This is a genomic window from Nonomuraea purpurea (genome assembly GCF_042650645.1).
Taxonomy (GTDB): Bacteria; Actinomycetota; Actinomycetes; order Streptosporangiales; family Streptosporangiaceae; genus Nonomuraea; species Nonomuraea purpurea.
Map to the genome: position 1 here is coordinate 1 of NZ_JBHSBI010000011.1, position 15,703 is coordinate 15,703.

Here is a 15,703-nt window from a genome sequence, read left to right on the forward strand (position 1 = left end):
CCACTCCTCATCGGTGAGGTCTCCACGCGCCATGGCGAAGACCTACCAGGGTCACAGACCGGAGCGCAGGCAATCCCCGTGATCTCAACTCCGTACAGGCTCTAGTGGGGCCTGCGTCATGGAGGGGCCGAACAACAAGCCGGCTCCCTCGTGAGGACGCGCCACTGGGCAGCTCAGGAGGAATCCCCCACCCGGTCGCTGGGACGGCTGACCGCCATCCGGCTTGCTCGGCCTGCCGGCAGACGGCGGCATGGAGGATATGGAGAAGGTCACCGAAAGGACCTGGCTCGGACGCAGCCCGGAACCATGGCTGCTCGACCGTTTCCACGCCTACGCACTCACGCACACGGTGTTCCACCTCACAAACTGGGGGCTGGAGCCCGCGCGTCTCGCGTCCTCTCCCTGACGGCTGGAGATCACGCACGTCAGGCGACGTTATGGCCCAAGGCCATGACCTGGCGGATGACATTATCGGCAACCTTGACGCACCAGTCCGTCCGGCTGGACATCGGCACCACACACGGCGCCGGGACGATCCACCGACTGACCTGCCAGTCACCGCCCCATAGCCCGCCCCCAGCCTCAAACGATCATCACGCTGGTCATCGTTTGAGGCTGGGCAGAGGGCGAAAGGCACCCCTGAAGACGCCTTCTCAGGTGTGCTTGGATCGTTTTCCAGCGGCGGGGGTGGTGGAGCGTCCGGTCGTGGTGCTCGCGAAGGGCAGGCCATCGGGAAGCGGCCGACGGGATCCGATGCTCGCGTGAGCGAGACGGACAGCCTCGGCGAGGCGTCGCGCAACTGCGGCGGAGGCGAGGGCCAGGGCATCGCGCCGCGGGCATGCACGCAGCGTTCGATGTCACCAGGTAACGCGGAACCCGCGTGAGGTCAGCGGGTCTGGAAGTCAGGGTTGCGGGCCTTGAACGTGCACTCACCCACGAACTTGACCGTCTTGCCGGGCTTGATGCTCTTCCAGCCGGTGCTCTTCTGCTGGGAACCATTACCGATCATATTTTTGCACCAGAACACCAGGCGAGCCTTACCGGTCCTGGTCCCGTTGTTCCAGCACTTTCCCCAGACGGTCGTGTTGCCAGTGCCGGGGGCATTGCATGCCACCCTCGCTCCGCTTGCCGTGGACGTGGAGGAGGTCGCCGCCTGCGCAACGCCGCCGCCGATCGACACCAGTACGGAAATCACGCCGACGCCGACGGCCAGCGAACGCTTCATCTTGGTCACTTTTCGTTTCTCCCGTGGTCGGATATTCGTGCGCCTGAATGGGAAAGGCGTCGTATCGCGCCTTGGCCACCATGCTGGCACCCGGCCCTCCAGCCGACCAAGGAATCTTTGTCCAGAGCCCGTCCAAAGCCGCGTTCCAGCGTGTTGGACAAATGGAATCGCAGGTCAGGACGGGCCCACTTGGACGTCGAGGAACACCCCGCGTTTGAGCGGGAACAGCACTCGGCCCTGCGCATCGGTCATCTTCCAGTAGATGTGGCAGTTCCCAGGCTCATCCGGCGCCTTCACCCGCACCGCGATGTCCACGGTCTGGCCGGGCGCCGTCGAAGGTATGGCCACCTTTTCCGGCGACCGGCACGGGGACTCGTTGGCACGTGCCAGAAATCGGCCCTCCCAGGCGACCGTTCCTGTGTTGTGAATTCTCCATACCTTCTTGAAGGAAGAGCCCGGCCGTACTTTCGAACCGTCCGGGTACGTGACGTCGGCCACGAATTCGGAGTTGTCCACGGGAGCCGGGCTCATCATCGGCCCTGGAGGCGGGGGATTGTTTCGGAGCGCCTTCGTGGCCAGCGGGAATAACACTGCTCCAGCCACCGCCATCGTGGCCGCGGCCACCACGGAGAAGAGGAGACGACTGCGCTGCGCGGGCCGGGGTGGGAGAGCCGGGTCCGTCCCCGCGTCAAGCGGCGGCGTCTCGTCCTGCGTCCCGTCGACGGTGCCCATGCCGGCAGGGGAACTGTCCGCCCTGGCACGCTCCCAGAGGTCCCGCCACTCCTGCTGGGTCTTCTCCGGGTCGCCGCCCAGGCGGTCGACCGCCAGGACCCGGACATACTCCCAGGTTGTCTCCCACGTTGGAAGCTTGCGTCCTTGCGCGGCGCTGGCCAGGGACGACTTCGAGGCCGCCGCGCCGAGCCGGGAGGTCATCTCCGCGTAGGACGGGTCGCCGGCCGCTTGCTTCAGCTGCACCAGCTTGTCTGCGAACGCCTCTGTCGGCCCTGAGCCGGGATCGGGCCGAGTCGGCTGTCGTCCTCGTCGCTTCCTGGGACCCTGCGTCTCCACGTTCTGTTTACCTTCCTCGTGTGTCGACTACCGGTGGCTGGTGGTGACGCCTTTTTCTTCCTCCCGCTGGCTCCGTCCAATGTCCAAGCCCGGTCCTTTGGACGGAGCCTGGACAAAGTTCGATGGGATTGGCGGCCATCCGATGACAGGGTGGTGGACATCCCCGCCGGCCGTCGGGGGCGTCGTCCCTAGCGTCGACGTCCCCGGTCCGGCGGGCTGAATTCACAGCTCGGCGAGGTGACCTGAGCACAGGCGAAAGGAACTGTTCATGTCCGTGATCACTCGTATGGCCGGCCTGCGGACCCGAGCGGCCGTCGTCGCCGCCTCCACCGCCGTTGTCGCCGGTCTGGGCGTCGGTGTCAGCGCCACTCCGGCGTCGGCGGACGTCCACCGCGGAGTCACCGGGTGTTTCGCTTGGTCCTGGGGGGACGGCAACACGTCCGTGACGGTGTACTGGAGCAACCGGTGCGGCAACAAGCGCAAGCTGTACATCAAGTACAGCCTGGGCTGGACCACCAAGAACTACACGGCGGTCGTCAAGGCTGGCGGCAAGGGGCACAAGAGGTTCCAGACCGCTTCGATCGTGTCCATCAGGGACGGAGGCCGCGCCTAGCCCAAGGGCTGCGGGAACGGAAATGAGCACATGATTCCTTGTCGGTGGAGGGCCCGAGGTCAAGACAGCAGGATGAACCGCTCCGACTTGCTGGACTGTTGGGCTCATGTCGAGCGCAGTAGATCGTTTCGCACGCCGCGGGGCAGGCACCAGGCGATCACCGACTGATCAGCTCCGCCACATCGGTATCCGAGCCGCGCGAACCTGGGCTGTGGGCCGGCTGATCCTGCCGGCCCGCAGCGACCCGGAGAGCGGCAGGACCGATGACGAAGGTGCCGTGGTCACACTCGCACCTGTTCGGGAGTGACGGGACGACCGGGGTTTATGGCCCCGGCGGGATCAGGGCGCAACATCGTCAAACCCGTGGTGTCTCCCCAGAACGCTTCGGCCCTGACCAGCGCCCATGCTCCTTATGGCTGGGGAAAGATGAAGGGCTGGCGCATGGCCGGGTCACCGTGGTGACGTCGTGCCATCCTGCGTCTGGCAGGAGCTATCCGGTACGAGTCGTAGGAGGATTTCATAGAGGTCGCGAAGCTGGTCAGCGTCGACAGGGGGAAAGACGACGGTTGCCCCAACCGCAAGCAGGTAGGGCAGCAGGGCCGCCGTCCGGGCCTCCTCGTCGCTGGCGACGGCTGATCGCCACACCCGCTGGAGTGCAGACAGTCTGGCCTCGTCCAGGCGGGTCTGCACGGCACGCACGTCCGCATCCCATGTCGCCCACGCCCGCAATGCGATATCGAGTTCGGGACGATAGATTCCTGTGCCGCCAGGGCGGACGAGTTTCGTCAGCTGTGCGAGAATAACCCGGGCACCAGCCGATTCACCGGCCTCGGAAATTGCATTTTCAAACGTTTCGATCGATAGCTTCTCGAAATGGGCGAGAAGCGCTTTCTTGTATCCCTCGGCGCCATCGAAGTGATGGTGGAACGACCCTTTCGACAGGTTAAGCCGAGCGGCGATCCGGTCGATTCGAATCCCTGCTGCACCTTCTTCAGCGAGGACCTTCAAGCCTTCGTTCAGCCACCGATCTCGTGCCGCGCTCATCCGACAAACATACCATCGGGTATGGAGTGGTCCGCGCTCGCCGAGGCGTGTGCGAGCTTCATGCCATGAAGCTGAAGACGCCGACTGCGATGCAGATCAGCAGCATGACGGTGGCGTTGAGGAAGAGGTTACGGCCGAAGTCTCGAGCCGCGACGTGCATCGCGATGGCGACCATGAAGTAGAGGACGAGCGCAGCACAGGTCACGGCACCGAGATACGGCAGCCAGATGCCCAGGATCAGACCGGCCGCGGCGGCGAACTTCAGCGGTGGCATGATCCACCAGTAACGTCGCGGCCAGTTCACGTCTTCGAAGCACTGGGCGATGAATGGAACGGGCTTGATGCACATGAGGGCGTCACCGGCCTGGATGATCGCTAGGACGACAACCGGCCAAACCGGATCGGGCAATGCTGACATGTCTCTCCTCGGGCTATGACGATGCACCCGTGCCGTACCATACCGTATAGTACGGACAACACGGATGGAGGCCGGCCTTGCCGGGGCCGGCGTGGGCGATCTTGCCCTCAGCATGCAGTCAGCCACGATGCTGATGTCGGTGGCAATCCTGATGTGTTCTTCACGACCGCGGCTCGCCTTTCGCCACTCTGGACGTATTACCCAAGGCCATCCGAAAAGGGGTCTCTCATGCAAAGAAAGCAAGCCCTACCGGCTCCAGCGCGCAGGAGTATGACCCGCACGCGATCGTCAAGCCGGTGATGGACGTGGTAGCTCCGGGCTCGTTCCTGGTGGTGTCGCATGCGCGCAACTGACGGGCGGCACACCTCAGACCGGGGTGTGTGCACCGCTCTCACGCGGCCTGAGCTCCAACATGTGGGAACGGACACATTCTCCCCCGTACCTCATCGGATCCTGGCCCTGACCGCCATATTCACGCTGGCCACGGCCGGGTGCGGGGTGCTGCCGACGAAGGAGGCCGCGCCCCCGCCCGCCACCACCGCACCGACGTCGAATGCCCCGTCCACCAGCGCTCCACCCGCCACTGCCACGGCATCGGATCAAGACACCCCACCGGCCCTGGCCGAAACCCACAGCACCATGACCGAGAACCTCAAGGTTGAGGTCGTCGGCCTCAATCGCGTCAAGGGCAAGCACCTCATCGCCCAGATCCGGCTGTCCAACACCGGCACCGACAAGCACCTGTCCTGGCCCGGCGAGATGGGCGACCGCACCCGCCCCCTCGGCGCGATCAAGTGGGCCTCCGGCATCGGCGTCCTCGACGCGCAGACCCGCACCTGGATCCTGCCCTACCAACCCGCCGGCTCCCCCTGCCTCTGCAGCGACCGGGACCGCGACGGCCTCGGCCGCTTCATCGACCCCGGCCAGTCGATCACCGTCTACGCGGTGCTGCCCGCACCGTCGGGCAACCCCGCCACGACCACCGTCGTCACCCCCGTGGGCCCGCCGATGCTCAACGTGCCCATCAGCGACGAAGCTCCGACCGGCGACTTCCCCGACCCCGATGCCGAGCCCGTCACGCCGGTCACCCGCCGCCTCATCCTCCCCTCCGAGTCCCTGGACAAGTCGGAGGAGACCGCCGACTACGGCAAGGAGTTGCAGGTCAACCTCTCCTCCGACGTGCTGTTCGCGGTGGACAAGGCCACTCTCACCCCCAATGCCAAGTCGATCATGGCCCGCACGGCCAAACTCATCGACACCTCCCCCGCCACGGTGGTGACGGTGGCGGGCCACGCCGACTCCTCCGGCAACGACGCCATCAACGACCCGCTGTCACTGCGCCGCGCCCAGGCGGTGCAACGCACCCTGTCGGCACTGCTGTCCCGGGACGGGATCCGCTTCCAGGCCAAGGGATACGGCTCGCGCCGCCCGCTGTACGACAACGACAGCGATGAGGGCAAGCGCCGCAACCGCCGCGTCACGGTGACCTTCCCCAAACCTCAGCCCGCTGCCCAGGAACCGGTGGCCACGACCTCTCCCGGCGCGACCGGCCTGACCGGCACCACCAGAGCGGACGGCCAGCCCATCGCCATGGAGGTCACGGGTCTGCGCCGGCTGCCCGGCGGCCTCGGCCTGCTCACCTACAAGATCACTAATGAGGGATCGGCCGAGACCTGGTTCCGGGACCTTCACCACACCCAGGACTGGGAGGCGTACAAATATCAGGCCGCGACCAACGTCCGCGTGACCGACCTCGCCGCCCGCCGCCAGTACCTGCCCGGCCGCCTGGAGGTCCCCACCGACGACGGCGTGGACTCCTACTGCGCATGCACCGACGTCTCCGGCGTCCGCATCAGCACCGAGAAGTTCGCGCCAGGCCAGACCCGCGAGTTCTGGAACCTCTTCGCCCTGCCCGACACCGCCGACGCCCTCAAGGTCAAGATCGGCCCGTTCCGCGACCTCCAGGTCCCCATCCAGTAACGGGAGACATCCCTTCGTGGGAGCAAGTGACCCCCCGGTGCGCGAGCGAGCCACGGCACGCCGCTACACCGATGCACGTCGCAGCAGTGATCACGGTCATGGGCATGCTCAAAGACACCCAGGCGTTCCCGCTACCGCCGATGGTTACGCCACACTGCTGGACTGGGCGCGCGGACACGGCCACCTGCGGCGGGCCGCCATGGAAGGCACCACCCGCGACTGGGACCACACCCTGCACGCCCTCAGCACCTACCTCGACCGCGATGAGGAGACCCAACCATGAGACCCACATTCCAGGGCGGCCGCAACGTCGCCATGAAACTGCCCAAAGCCCAGTTCGACCGCACCGTCGCCTTCTATCGGGACGTGCTCGGCATGGAGGTGACCGAGGAGAGCGGCGAGGGGGTGGACGGCGTGGTGGCGCAGTGCGCGTCCGTCCAGTTCGGACCGGTGAAGCTGTGGTTCGACCGGGTGGACAACTACGCCCAGGCGCAGGTGTGGCTGGAGCTTTTCACCGACGACGTGGAGCTGGCCACCCGCCACCTCGCCGAGCACGGCGTGCATCCGCAGGACGAGCTCGAACCACTGCCGTCGGGCTTGGCCGCCCACTGGATCAGCAACCCGGCCGGGATCCCGCACATCGTGCGGATTTCACGTGGTCAAGCGCCGCTGGGTGGTTGAACGCGTACACCCTGGGCTGGCTTATGCTCCACCGCCGGCTGGCCCGCGACTATGAGACGCGACCAGACCACGCAGCGGCTATGATCCGCCTGGCGTCCATCGACGACCTCGCTCGACGCACAACTGGTGAATCCACCTCAACCTGGCGATACACGTAACCGGCAATCAATCACAAACTTCGCACTTCAGACGCCCTCTGAGTGGTCCTCAGTGAGTCTTGCCGGTCTCTGCGTCGAGCTCGCCATCCCCGTCGAGCGCATCGGTGGCGAACTCGGTGGCGAAAGCCTCCTCGTCCAAGGCAGCGCGGATCCTGGCGGTGATGCGGTCCACGTCGCCGCGCTCGGCCGGCGGCATCGGGGCTCCCGTGGATTCGCGAAGCCGGGCCGCCGTCCCCAGCAGGCGAGCGGCCCGTGCCGGCTCTCCTGCCAGCGCGTATGCACCCGCCAGCCCCTCCAGTGCGAGGGCGCGTGCCCGCGGATCGCCACCGGAACGTGCCACGTCCAGCCCTTCGCGGTGCAGCTCCAGCGCGGTACGGGCGTCGCCGTGGCGCTCGGCCACGAAGCCGAGTTCGGCCAGCAGCAGAGCTGGCCCCGGGTCGAAGTCACGCGCGCGATGCCAGGCGAGCAGCCTTCTCAGGCGCACCTCGGCCTCGTCGAGGTCGCCCTCCCTGCGGGCGCCGAGCGCGAGCCCGATCTCGGCGTGGACCTCCCCTGCCGCGTACCCGCCACGGCGCGGACGGCATCGCGAGCACCGCCCAGGCGCTGTCCAAGGAGTTGCGGCGTGGCTGAGCGCGACGCGCCGCGTGACGGTCCTCGGCCTGAGCCGGATGGGTACGGCCATCGCCCACGCTTTCCTGGACGCCGGCTACCGCACCACCGTGTGGAACCGCACCGCCGCCAAGGCCGGGGACGCGGCCTCGACCATCCACCTGAACCGGCCCGCGGTGGACGCCCTGATCGCCGTCAGCGGCGAGCGCGGCGTCGACCCGGCCCTGCACCGGCCGCTGAAGGAGCTGCTCGACAGGCGGTCGGCCGATGGGCATGGCGACGACAGCTTCGCCGCCGTGTACGAACTGCTCAGACTTCGATGAGGGCGCGGGTCAGGAATGCGCGTGAGGCGCCCGACGACCACACGCCGTCCTCCGAGGTGACGGCCTCGATGGCTTTGGCTGAGGCCACGTAGCGCGTACGGCTTTCAGGCGTCCGGGATCCAGTTTCCGTGGAAGCCGAGGGGCACGCGTGCGGGCAGGTGGACGCGTGCCACGGGCGGCCCGGTGAAGTCCTGAGCGGACAGGATCACCAGGTCCGAGGCGCCGCGCCCGGGATCGGCGACGTAGGCCATCAGGTAACCGGCGTCCTCCGCATCCTCGTTCTGGTCGCCGCTCGGGTCCGCGGCGAAGGCGGCCTCACCGACGGCGGCGTCCCGCGCGAACCCGTGCACCTCCGTCGTGCCCCGCACCAGGTCGTGCTTGACCAGCGCGTTGGTGAACGCGTCGTCGGGGTGCGGGCCTTCCGGGGTGAATTGCATGCCGTACACCGGGGTCACCGCGGAGTAGCCGTAGCGGTGCGGGCGGGAGGCGTAGGCGTCGTTCACGCGCGGGAAGTCCTGGGCCCGGTCGTCCACGCACCGCTGCTCCAGCCGCCCGGCGTGCAGGTCGATGCTCCAACGGTCGAGCCTGGGCTTGATGCCGCCGGGATCGGCGACGTCGACGGGCCCCTCGGCGACGATCAGGTCCACGGTGATCGTCGAGCCGTCGTCGTAGGCGTTGAGGATGTGGCTGACGTAGAAGGACTCGACGGGGAACCAGCGGACCTGCCCTCCCGCCCGGGGCAGGACGCCCACGTGGGCCTGGTGCGCGGGGTTCCAGCGGAAGCGCATCGCGTCCATGCTGAACGTCAGCGGGATGTCGAACACGACCACGAAGTTCTCCGACAGCGCGAAGTCGTGGAGGAACGGGAGGTCCCCGGGCAGCGGGATGTCGGTGATCCGGGTGACCGTTCCCGCCGGATCAGTGACGATGTGCTGCGCGAACGGACGTCCCAGCACATACGCCACCGAGTGCAGGTCGCCGGTGCGCGGATCGACCTTGGAGTGTGCGTTGGCGCTGGAACCATCGGGCGTGGCGCCCATGGGGTGCTCCCCGATCGTGTCGAGCTCGTAGCCGAGCTCGTGCGGCAGCCCGCCGGCCTCTGACAGGGCCAGGGTGCGCCCGGCGTGACGGAGCACGTGGATGTTCGGGGAGGGCGGCAGGAACGCGGGCGGCTGCAGCCCGCGCCGCATCCTGTCCAGTGCGTCGGAGACCTCCGTCGAGCGGACCCACCGGTTGCGGTACCACTCGGCGCGGCCGTCGCGGATGCGCACTCCGTGCACCATGCCCGCGCCGAAGGCCCAGAAGTGCGTGACGGGGTCCTCCACGCCGAGCGGGTTCGGGCCCAGTCGCAGGTAGCGGCCGTTCAGATCGGCGGGCAGGCGTCCGGTCACGGGCAGGTCGTAGGCGGTGATCTCCTCCTTCACGGGGGCGAAGGGGCCGTGAAGGTAACGGTCGTCGTGGTCCATGTTCACCTCGGTCGATCGGTTGTACGGTGTACGAAGCGAGACGGTACACCGGACGAACGCCCGGCGCAGTGCAGCCGCCCGCGATGTGCTAGGCCAGGAATCGACCGCTCACCAGGGGCGGGACGAGGGCTGCGGCCGGGTCGCAGCTGCCCTAGTACAGGAGTTGGGAGACGATTGGCCATGCAGCGAGCCGGGAGCGGCTCCGAGCCGCCGTACCTGCGGATCGTGCGGGAGATCGAGCGGCGCATCAACAGGGGCGAGTTGCGGCCCGGCGACCGCGTCCCCTCCATCAGGCAGGCCGCCGCACAGTGGGGAGTGGCCCCCGCGACCGCCACCAAGGCGCTGGACACGCTGCGCCGGCGGGGCCGGGTGCTGGCCGTCCCCCGCGTCGGCACCGTCGTGGCCGAACCTGCCCCCGTATCCGCACCCGCGCCCCGTCCCGGGGCGGGCCGGGCTCGCGCTCGGCGTCCGGTGGCGGCCGGCCAGAACGCCGAACGCGAGCGGATCGTGCGCGCGGCGATCGCCATCGCGGACGCGCAGGGCTTCGAGGCGGTGTCCATGCGCGGCGTCGCGACAACGCTTGGCATGCCCACCATGTCGCTGTACGGCCTGGTACGTGGCAAGGAGGAAATGGCCACGCTCATGGCCGACACCGTGTTCGGCGAGCTGGAGCTACCGCAAGAGCCTCCGCCGGGCTGGCGAGCCCATCTGGAACTCGCGGCGCGCCTGCAGTGGCACCTCTATCTGCGCCACCCCTGGTTGCCCCGGTTCATGTCGCTCACCCATCCGCAGCCGCTGCCCAACATGCTCAGGTTCGGCAACTGGGGCATGAGCGCCGTGCTCGGGCTCGGCCTCGACCCCGAGGCGGCCCGGGTCGTGTGGTGGGCGGTGGCCAACCACGCAAGGGGAACGGCCACGAACCTGGAGGCGCAGCACGACGCGGAGCGGCACACGGGGCTGTCGCCTGACCAGTGGTACAACGCCCATCTCCCGTCCTTTCATGCCGGGCTCTCAACGCACACGGCGCCTTTCGACGACCGGCTGCAATTCGACCTGACCGCGTTCTTCGAGGCCGGGCTGCGGCTCTTGCTGGACGGGGTCGCGGTCCAGATCGGGCGGCAGCACCGGCCGTAGCCGCCGTCGCGGCGCGCTGTGAGCTGACCGCGTCAACCGCAGGCTCCCTTTGCGCAGCCGACGATGATCGTTTACGCCTGGGTCTTCTGGTTGAGCTGCCGGTGGATGCGCAGCACGCGCAGCCGAGTGCAGTCGTCGCTAGCGGTGAACTGGTAGTACTTGCCGCGGCCACCCTTGCGCCCGGTGGTGCTGGCGGTCGGTTCGATGAACTTGACGTCTATCCGAAGCGAATGGACGCCTGAACATACGCCGGCGAGATCGGCTCGGCGGGATTCTCCACGAGTACTCATATGCCGCTTGACCTGCGTGGACGGAGAGGAACCTTGCGCAGTCCATCCCGCGGGTCACATGTTTTACGCTGTCGCGCCACAACAGAAATACTTGCGTCCATTCTCCTCGGTTCCGCCGCCACGGCCGCCTTGGTGTTGACCCCGGCTCCGGCCGCCTCCGCACAGGCCAGTGCGACGAAGGCCGCAACGGCGTCGGCCGGAGCTGAGCTTGTTCTTTTGGCTCCGGGGATCGCGTTCAGCGGTCAGGGACTTCGGTCGCGTGCGGGCTTTCCCCGGGGCATAGTCGGACAGCTTCACGAAGAACTTGATGTGCTGCGGCCTCATGCCGGAGACGGACGAACCGCAGGGCCGATGGGGCCCTGCCAGCGCTCGGCGGGAAAGGACAGGGTGGTGGGCTCCTCCGCCAGCGTGATCGGTGCTCAGGACGAGGTGCGGTTGACCAGGACGCGGGCGAGGACGATGGTGATGACGCCGGCCAGGACGACCGACAGCAGGCCGGCGCGCAGGCTGCTGAGGTCGGCGATGAATCCGACCAGGAGCGGGGACAGCAGAAACCCGCCGCGCAGCAGCCAGTTGACGATGGTCAGGCCGGTGCCGGGAGACAGGCCGGGCAACTCGTCGGCGGTGTGCATGGCGGCCGGGACCAGGGTGGCGAAGCCGAGTCCGGCCAGGGTGAAGCCGGCCAGCGCGGACGGGATGGAAGGGACGGCCAGGGCGGCGCCCATGCCGACGGCGGCCAGAATGCCTCCGGCGCGGGCCACGGTGCGCGGGCCGAAGCGGTCCACCACCCGGTCGCCGGACAGGCGGCCGACGGTCATGGCGACCTGGAAGATCACGACGGCCAAGCCGGCGGTGGCGGCGTCGGCGTGCAGGCCGGTGAGGTAGAGGGCGCCCCAGGACGCGCCGGCGTCCTCGACCAGCGCTCCGCAGGCGGCCAGCGCGCCGAGCGCGGCGAGCATCCGCACGGCCGGGCCGGTGAACGAGCGCCGGCCGGAGTGCTGGGAGGCGGGCGGGCCGGCCGGATGGCCGTCGGCGGCGGCCAGGTCCTGGGCTTCGGTGGCGCGCTCGGCGTCTTCCTGGCCGGGCAGCAGGAAGCCGTAGGCGATGAGGGCGACGATGCTGAACAGGGTGGCGGAGGTGGCCAGGTGGATCGCCAGGGGCAGGCGGAGGCCGGCGGCTGCGGAGCCCATCAGGCCGCCCAGGACGGCGCCGATGCTCCACACGCCGTGCAGCGAGTTGAGGATGGAGCGCCGGTAGAGCCGCTGGACGCGCAGGCCGTGGGCGTTCTGCGCGACGTCGACGACGGCGTCGAGGGCGCCCACGATGAACAGCGCGCCGCCGAAGGCGACCCAGTGCGGCGCGAAGGGGATGATCATGATCGCGCTTCACCGATCAGGCGGTGATCCTGCTGCTGTTCGGCCTCGGCACGCTAGCGCTGACCGTTAGCGTGCTGCGCCTGGACGGCGGGCTTCGCTCGCTGGTGCGCTGGGGCCGGTTCACGCCGGTCACACTCGGCTGGGGTGTCGGCGGCGGCGTGCTGGCCGCCGCTCCAGTGCTGCTGCTGTCGCTCCTGACGCCGATGACGGAGCGGGGCGGAGCGGTCCTTCCTGCTGGCCGCCGCGCTGGTCTGAGTCGCCGAAGACGCCGGCCAGGCAGGCGCGCGCGTTCTCAGAAATGAGGCGATCTGAGCGAAGCCGAGGCCGACGCCTGCATCCGGGTGCTCTCGCAGCTCCTGCGATTCCTGGACGACGTCGACGTGGACTGAAAGCGGAGGCCCCGGCACACTTCGGCCGCCGGTTGAGCGTGACGTTCATAGGCTCGCCGCATGAATACCGATCACGTGACCATCGAGCCCCGCATCCTGTACTTCGGGACCCCGGTTGTCCTGCTGACGACCGAGAACCCCGACGGGAGCTGCAACCTCGCACCCATGTCGTCGGCCTGGGCACTGGGCAATGTGATTGTGCTCGGCCTGGGCCGCGACGGACAGACCGCGCACAATCTGACGACCCGGCCCGACTTGGTGATCAACCTGCCCGCCCCGGAGCAGTGGCGGGAGGTGGAACGACTGGCGCCCCTGACCGGCCGCTCTCCCGTGCCCGCGAGCAAGCAGCATGGCTGCCGCTTCGAGCCCGACAAGTTCGGCGCCGCCGGCCTGCGGGCGGAGCCTTCCGAGCGGGTGCGCCCGCCGCGCGTGGCCGGCTGCCCGTTGCAGTTCGAGGCGCGGGCCGTGTCCGTGCGCCCGGACGCGTCCGGGTTGTTCGTCATCGTCGAGGCCGCCGTCCGCGTGGTCCACGCGGATCCGCGCATCGTGGTGCCCGGCACCCAGCACGTTGACCCCGGGGCGTGGAGCCCGCTTATCTACAACTTCCGTCACTACTTCGGCCTCGGCTCCGAACTCGGCCACTCCTATCGCAGTGAGACGGTCACTCAGTCATAGTCGTCGATGCCCTCCGGCACCACGGACGCCTCACGCCGACTCCGGGCGTCCGTGGCGACATGATAGCCGGGAAAGGGATGCGGAACGATGCTGCGCACCTGGCTGACCAGCCGATTCGACCCAGCCGTGCCGGCGATGGCGGCCGGTGTCGGGAGTTGCGGCGGCATCCACTGTGATCGTTTCGTTGCCTAAAGTGGTGCCTCCGCACTTTGACATGTGGCGGCGGTTCAGGTGGCGTCGAGGATGGCGGTGAGTTGCCCATCCAGGGTTTTCGAGCGGGGTTCGAAGGCGCCGGTCATCGCGCCGGAGCCGATGGTGAAGGCGTCGACCCCGGCTGCGGCCAGGTCGTGGATCTGGCCGGGAGTGGTGATGCTGCCGGCCACGACGAGGCGGTAGGCGAGCAGGTCGACGCCGGCGCAACCGGCCTGCTCGAAGCGGCGGCAGTGTTCGGCTACTTGCTGTGGGGTGCCGCCGAGCCGGGTGGGATGGCCGGTCGGAACACCGGGGAAGGGCAGGTAGCCGATGCCGGTGCCGTCGAGGAGTTCGAGCGTTTCGGGTATCCAGGTACCGCCCATGAGCCAGTCGACGCCCAGGTCGACGGCCATCCGGGCCGAGTCGAGGGCGCGGTCACGGCTGGTGCTGACCACTTCGAGATAGCTGGCCGCGCCGGTGTCCTTGATGCGGCGGTGTAGCCGGGTGAGGGTCGCGGGGTCGACACCGACGTCCTTGAAGCCCAGATTCGCGAGGTGGAGATCGCCGAGACCGTCGAGAAGTTCCAGGCAATCGCGTACGGTCATGTCGTCGCGGGTCAGCATGAAGATGAAGTCCATTGCGCTCCCTCAGGGGCAGATGGCGAAGGCTCGGGCGGGAAACCCGGAGCCGTTCTGTGCCTTGGGCCAGGCGGCGACGATGACGGCGCCGTGTTCGGGGACCTGATCGAGTCCGGTGAACAGTTCGATCTGGTAGCGGTCTCGGGCCAGGACGTAGTGCTCGAGGGGCGCCCGGCCCTGGCTGACGACGATTCCGGGGTCGGTGTCCGTGGTCTCGTGTCCGCAGGCGGTGACGCCGCGTTCTTCGAACAACGTCACAAGCACCTCGCGACTCCAGCCGGGGTAGTGGTATGTGCCGTCGGCATCGACGTTGATCACGCGTGTCTGACTGGGCCAGCGGTGGGACCAGTCGGTGCGCAGGGCGACGAAAGAGCCGGGCGGCACCAGTCCATGCCGGGCCTCCCAGCCGACCAGGTCGGCGGCGTTGACGCAGTAGTCGGGGTCGGCCGCAGCCTGTTCGTGGATGTCGAGGACGACCAGCGGAAGGATCATCTCGGTGACCGGTATCTGGTCCTGGAATCGCAGGCCGGGAACGAAGTGCGCGGGTGGGTCGACGTGGGTGCCCCACTGGCCGACGTGCCGGTACTCGTGGGCCAGGAACCCTGACCCGCGGGTGCCGCTACGAGGCGCGTGGTCGTAGACGACGGTGCGCTGCTCGGGGTCGAAGCTCGGGCAGTGCGGGATGCCGGGGTGGAAGGCGTGGGTCAGATCGACCCAGCGTCCAGCCCGCAGGATGTCGAGCGCTGCGAGCGGCGTCATCGGTCACCTGCCAGCGTACGGGCGTGGCGCAGCGCGGTGAGCAGGCTGGTGTGGTCGGCGACGCCTTTGCCCGCGATGTCGAAGGCGGTGCCGTGGTCCACGCTGGTTCGTACGAAGGGCAGGCCGACCGTGACGTTCGTGCCGTGCTCGAGGCCGAGGTATTTGACGGGGATGAGGCCCTGATCGTGGTACTGCGCGACGACCATGTCGAACTCGCCGTTGCGGGCGCGCATGAAGACGGTGTCGGGCGGCCATGGGCCGCTGGCGTCGATTCCGTCGGCGCGGGCGGCTCGTACCGCGGGCGCGATGATGTCCTGATCTTCGCGGCCCATGAGGCCGTTCTCGCCCGCCCTCCCGCCCGTCGCCGAGCAGACCTTCGAGCACTTCTATCTGAGCCTTCAGGCCGCGGGCGCCGGCCTCGGCGTCGCCATCGGATCACACGCTCTGGTCTTCGACGACCTGACCACCGGACGGCTGGCCGCGCCCTTCGGATTCCAGCCCGACGGCAGCGCCTACTTCCTCCTCATCCGCACATCCGACGACCCTCGGATCGCCACGGTGCTTGCTTGGCTACGCGACCAGGCCCGGGAGCTGAACCAGTGGTCGGACCGCTTTTCCTCCATCACCACGCGATCCCGTAACTGGGACCATGCCTGAGGGACGCT

23 protein-coding genes and 2 pseudogenes are annotated in these 15,703 nt (G+C 68.3%); 12 read left to right on the top strand and 13 right to left on the bottom strand.

All coding sequences use genetic code 11. The annotated features are described in order from the left end of the window. Positions 1-250: 250 nt before the first annotated feature. A complete protein-coding gene (locus tag ACFOY2_RS22000) occupies positions 251-406 on the top strand; it encodes a DUF6895 family protein (protein WP_379530253.1) in 156 nt (51 codons plus the stop codon). Between the two features lie 480 nt (positions 407-886). Here ACFOY2_RS22000 and ACFOY2_RS22005 read toward each other — a convergent pair whose 3' ends face one another. Together ACFOY2_RS22005 and ACFOY2_RS22010 are read right to left on the bottom strand one after the other, a co-directional pair. Then, entirely contained in the window at positions 887-1,234 is a 348-nt protein-coding gene (locus tag ACFOY2_RS22005; protein WP_379529946.1) for a hypothetical protein, read from the bottom strand. Positions 1,235-1,399: 165 nt separating this feature from the next. Then, on the bottom strand, positions 1,400-2,200 hold the full coding sequence (locus ACFOY2_RS22010; protein WP_379529947.1) for an NBR1-Ig-like domain-containing protein: 801 nt from the start codon (positions 2,198-2,200) through the stop codon (positions 1,400-1,402). 361 nt (positions 2,201-2,561) lie between these two features. On the opposite strand from ACFOY2_RS22010, the gene ACFOY2_RS22015 reads away from it, so the two are divergent. After that, complete coding sequence (locus ACFOY2_RS22015) at positions 2,562-2,906, top strand: hypothetical protein (RefSeq protein ID WP_379529948.1); 345 nt, start codon at positions 2,562-2,564, stop codon at positions 2,904-2,906. Positions 2,907-3,356: 450 nt separating this feature from the next. On the opposite strand, the gene ACFOY2_RS22020 is transcribed toward ACFOY2_RS22015, so the two are convergent. The 3 genes from ACFOY2_RS22020 to ACFOY2_RS22030 all read right to left on the bottom strand — a co-directional run bounded on the left by ACFOY2_RS22020 (position 3,357) and on the right by ACFOY2_RS22030 (position 4,934). Then, complete coding sequence (locus ACFOY2_RS22020) at positions 3,357-3,950, bottom strand: TetR family transcriptional regulator (RefSeq protein WP_379529949.1); 594 nt, start codon at positions 3,948-3,950, stop codon at positions 3,357-3,359. 58 nt (positions 3,951-4,008) lie between these two features. Then, positions 4,009-4,368 (bottom strand): DoxX family protein, encoded by a 360-nt coding sequence (locus ACFOY2_RS22025; protein WP_379529950.1) that lies wholly within the window; start codon positions 4,366-4,368, stop codon positions 4,009-4,011. Between the two features lie 443 nt (positions 4,369-4,811). Further along, entirely contained in the window at positions 4,812-4,934 is a 123-nt protein-coding gene (locus tag ACFOY2_RS22030; protein ID WP_379529951.1) for a hypothetical protein, read from the bottom strand. Positions 4,935-5,007: 73 nt separating this feature from the next. Between ACFOY2_RS22030 and ACFOY2_RS22035 the strand changes: the two genes are divergently transcribed. From ACFOY2_RS22035 to ACFOY2_RS22050, 4 genes and pseudogenes are all read left to right on the top strand, one after another. Further along, positions 5,008-6,348, top strand: coding sequence for an OmpA family protein (locus ACFOY2_RS22035; protein ID WP_379529952.1), 1,341 nt, complete (start codon positions 5,008-5,010; stop codon positions 6,346-6,348). A gap of 16 nt (positions 6,349-6,364) precedes the next feature. Next, complete coding sequence (locus tag ACFOY2_RS22040) at positions 6,365-6,631, top strand: hypothetical protein (protein ID WP_379529953.1); 267 nt, start codon at positions 6,365-6,367, stop codon at positions 6,629-6,631. Continuing rightward, complete coding sequence (locus ACFOY2_RS22045; protein ID WP_379529954.1) at positions 6,628-7,029, top strand: VOC family protein; 402 nt, start codon at positions 6,628-6,630, stop codon at positions 7,027-7,029. The genes ACFOY2_RS22040 and ACFOY2_RS22045 overlap by 4 nt, the downstream gene beginning before the upstream one ends. Further along, positions 6,995-7,187 (top strand): annotated as a pseudogene (locus tag ACFOY2_RS22050) (IS5/IS1182 family transposase); the annotation flags it as partial. The gene ACFOY2_RS22045 and the pseudogene ACFOY2_RS22050, both read left to right, overlap by 35 nt. A gap of 49 nt (positions 7,188-7,236) precedes the next feature. On the opposite strand, the gene ACFOY2_RS22055 reads toward ACFOY2_RS22050, so the two are convergent. After that, complete coding sequence (locus tag ACFOY2_RS22055; RefSeq protein ID WP_379529955.1) at positions 7,237-7,869, bottom strand: tetratricopeptide repeat protein; 633 nt, start codon at positions 7,867-7,869, stop codon at positions 7,237-7,239. Here ACFOY2_RS22055 and ACFOY2_RS54745 point away from each other — a divergent pair. Together ACFOY2_RS54745 and ACFOY2_RS22060 are read left to right on the top strand one after the other, a co-directional pair. Further along, positions 7,856-7,933: pseudogene (locus tag ACFOY2_RS54745) on the top strand (hypothetical protein); the annotation flags it as partial. The gene ACFOY2_RS22055 and the pseudogene ACFOY2_RS54745 overlap by 14 nt on opposite strands. Further along, positions 7,907-8,119, top strand: a complete 213-nt coding sequence (locus ACFOY2_RS22060; protein ID WP_449290140.1) for an imine reductase family protein — start codon at positions 7,907-7,909, stop codon at positions 8,117-8,119. The pseudogene ACFOY2_RS54745 and the gene ACFOY2_RS22060, both read left to right, overlap by 27 nt. A 104-nt stretch (positions 8,120-8,223) precedes the next feature. On the opposite strand, the gene ACFOY2_RS22065 is transcribed toward ACFOY2_RS22060, so the two are convergent. After that, positions 8,224-9,585 carry a carotenoid oxygenase family protein gene (locus ACFOY2_RS22065; protein ID WP_379529957.1) on the bottom strand — a complete coding sequence of 454 codons (1,362 nt, stop codon included), beginning with the start codon at positions 9,583-9,585 and terminating at the stop codon, positions 8,224-8,226. Positions 9,586-9,765: 180 nt separating this feature from the next. Here ACFOY2_RS22065 and ACFOY2_RS22070 point away from each other — a divergent pair, with 180 nt between their 5' ends. Further along, a complete protein-coding gene (locus ACFOY2_RS22070; protein WP_379529958.1) occupies positions 9,766-10,719 on the top strand; it encodes a GntR family transcriptional regulator in 954 nt (317 codons plus the stop codon). Between the two features lie 71 nt (positions 10,720-10,790). On the opposite strand, the gene ACFOY2_RS22075 is transcribed toward ACFOY2_RS22070, so the two are convergent. Together ACFOY2_RS22075 and ACFOY2_RS22080 are read right to left on the bottom strand one after the other, a co-directional pair. Beyond that, positions 10,791-11,009: a hypothetical protein gene (locus ACFOY2_RS22075; protein ID WP_379529959.1), complete on the bottom strand. Its 219-nt coding sequence runs from the start codon at positions 11,007-11,009 to the stop codon at positions 10,791-10,793. Between the two features lie 419 nt (positions 11,010-11,428). Next, positions 11,429-12,385: an MFS transporter gene (locus ACFOY2_RS22080; RefSeq protein ID WP_379529960.1), complete on the bottom strand. Its 957-nt coding sequence runs from the start codon at positions 12,383-12,385 to the stop codon at positions 11,429-11,431. 23 nt (positions 12,386-12,408) lie between these two features. On the opposite strand from ACFOY2_RS22080, the gene ACFOY2_RS22085 reads away from it, so the two are divergent. Continuing rightward, positions 12,409-12,687: a hypothetical protein gene (locus tag ACFOY2_RS22085; protein WP_379529961.1), complete on the top strand. Its 279-nt coding sequence runs from the start codon at positions 12,409-12,411 to the stop codon at positions 12,685-12,687. A gap of 147 nt (positions 12,688-12,834) precedes the next feature. After that, a complete protein-coding gene (locus tag ACFOY2_RS22090) occupies positions 12,835-13,449 on the top strand; it encodes a flavin reductase family protein (RefSeq protein WP_379529962.1) in 615 nt (204 codons plus the stop codon). On the opposite strand, the gene ACFOY2_RS22095 is transcribed toward ACFOY2_RS22090, so the two are convergent. From ACFOY2_RS22095 to ACFOY2_RS22110, 4 genes are read right to left on the bottom strand one after another with little or no spacing between them, the layout of a single operon-like run. Further along, positions 13,440-13,616: a hypothetical protein gene (locus ACFOY2_RS22095; RefSeq protein WP_379529963.1), complete on the bottom strand. Its 177-nt coding sequence runs from the start codon at positions 13,614-13,616 to the stop codon at positions 13,440-13,442. The two genes, ACFOY2_RS22090 and ACFOY2_RS22095, sit on opposite strands and share 10 nt — an antisense overlap. Positions 13,617-13,676: 60 nt before the next feature. Further along, entirely contained in the window at positions 13,677-14,279 is a 603-nt protein-coding gene (locus tag ACFOY2_RS22100) for a hypothetical protein (RefSeq protein ID WP_379529964.1), read from the bottom strand. A 9-nt stretch (positions 14,280-14,288) separates the two neighbouring features. Further along, the gene (locus ACFOY2_RS22105; protein ID WP_379529965.1) at positions 14,289-15,038 is read right to left on the bottom strand and encodes a cyclase family protein; all 750 of its coding nucleotides are present in this window, start codon (positions 15,036-15,038) and stop codon (positions 14,289-14,291) included. After that, entirely contained in the window at positions 15,035-15,370 is a 336-nt protein-coding gene (locus ACFOY2_RS22110; protein ID WP_379529966.1) for a 4-hydroxythreonine-4-phosphate dehydrogenase PdxA, read from the bottom strand. Before ACFOY2_RS22110 ends, ACFOY2_RS22105 begins: the two co-directional genes overlap by 4 nt. On the opposite strand from ACFOY2_RS22110, the gene ACFOY2_RS22115 reads away from it, so the two are divergent. Beyond that, on the top strand, positions 15,369-15,695 hold the full coding sequence (locus ACFOY2_RS22115) for a LysR substrate-binding domain-containing protein (protein ID WP_379529967.1): 327 nt from the start codon (positions 15,369-15,371) through the stop codon (positions 15,693-15,695). The genes ACFOY2_RS22110 and ACFOY2_RS22115 overlap by 2 nt on opposite strands. The last annotated feature ends 8 nt before the right edge of the window (positions 15,696-15,703 follow it).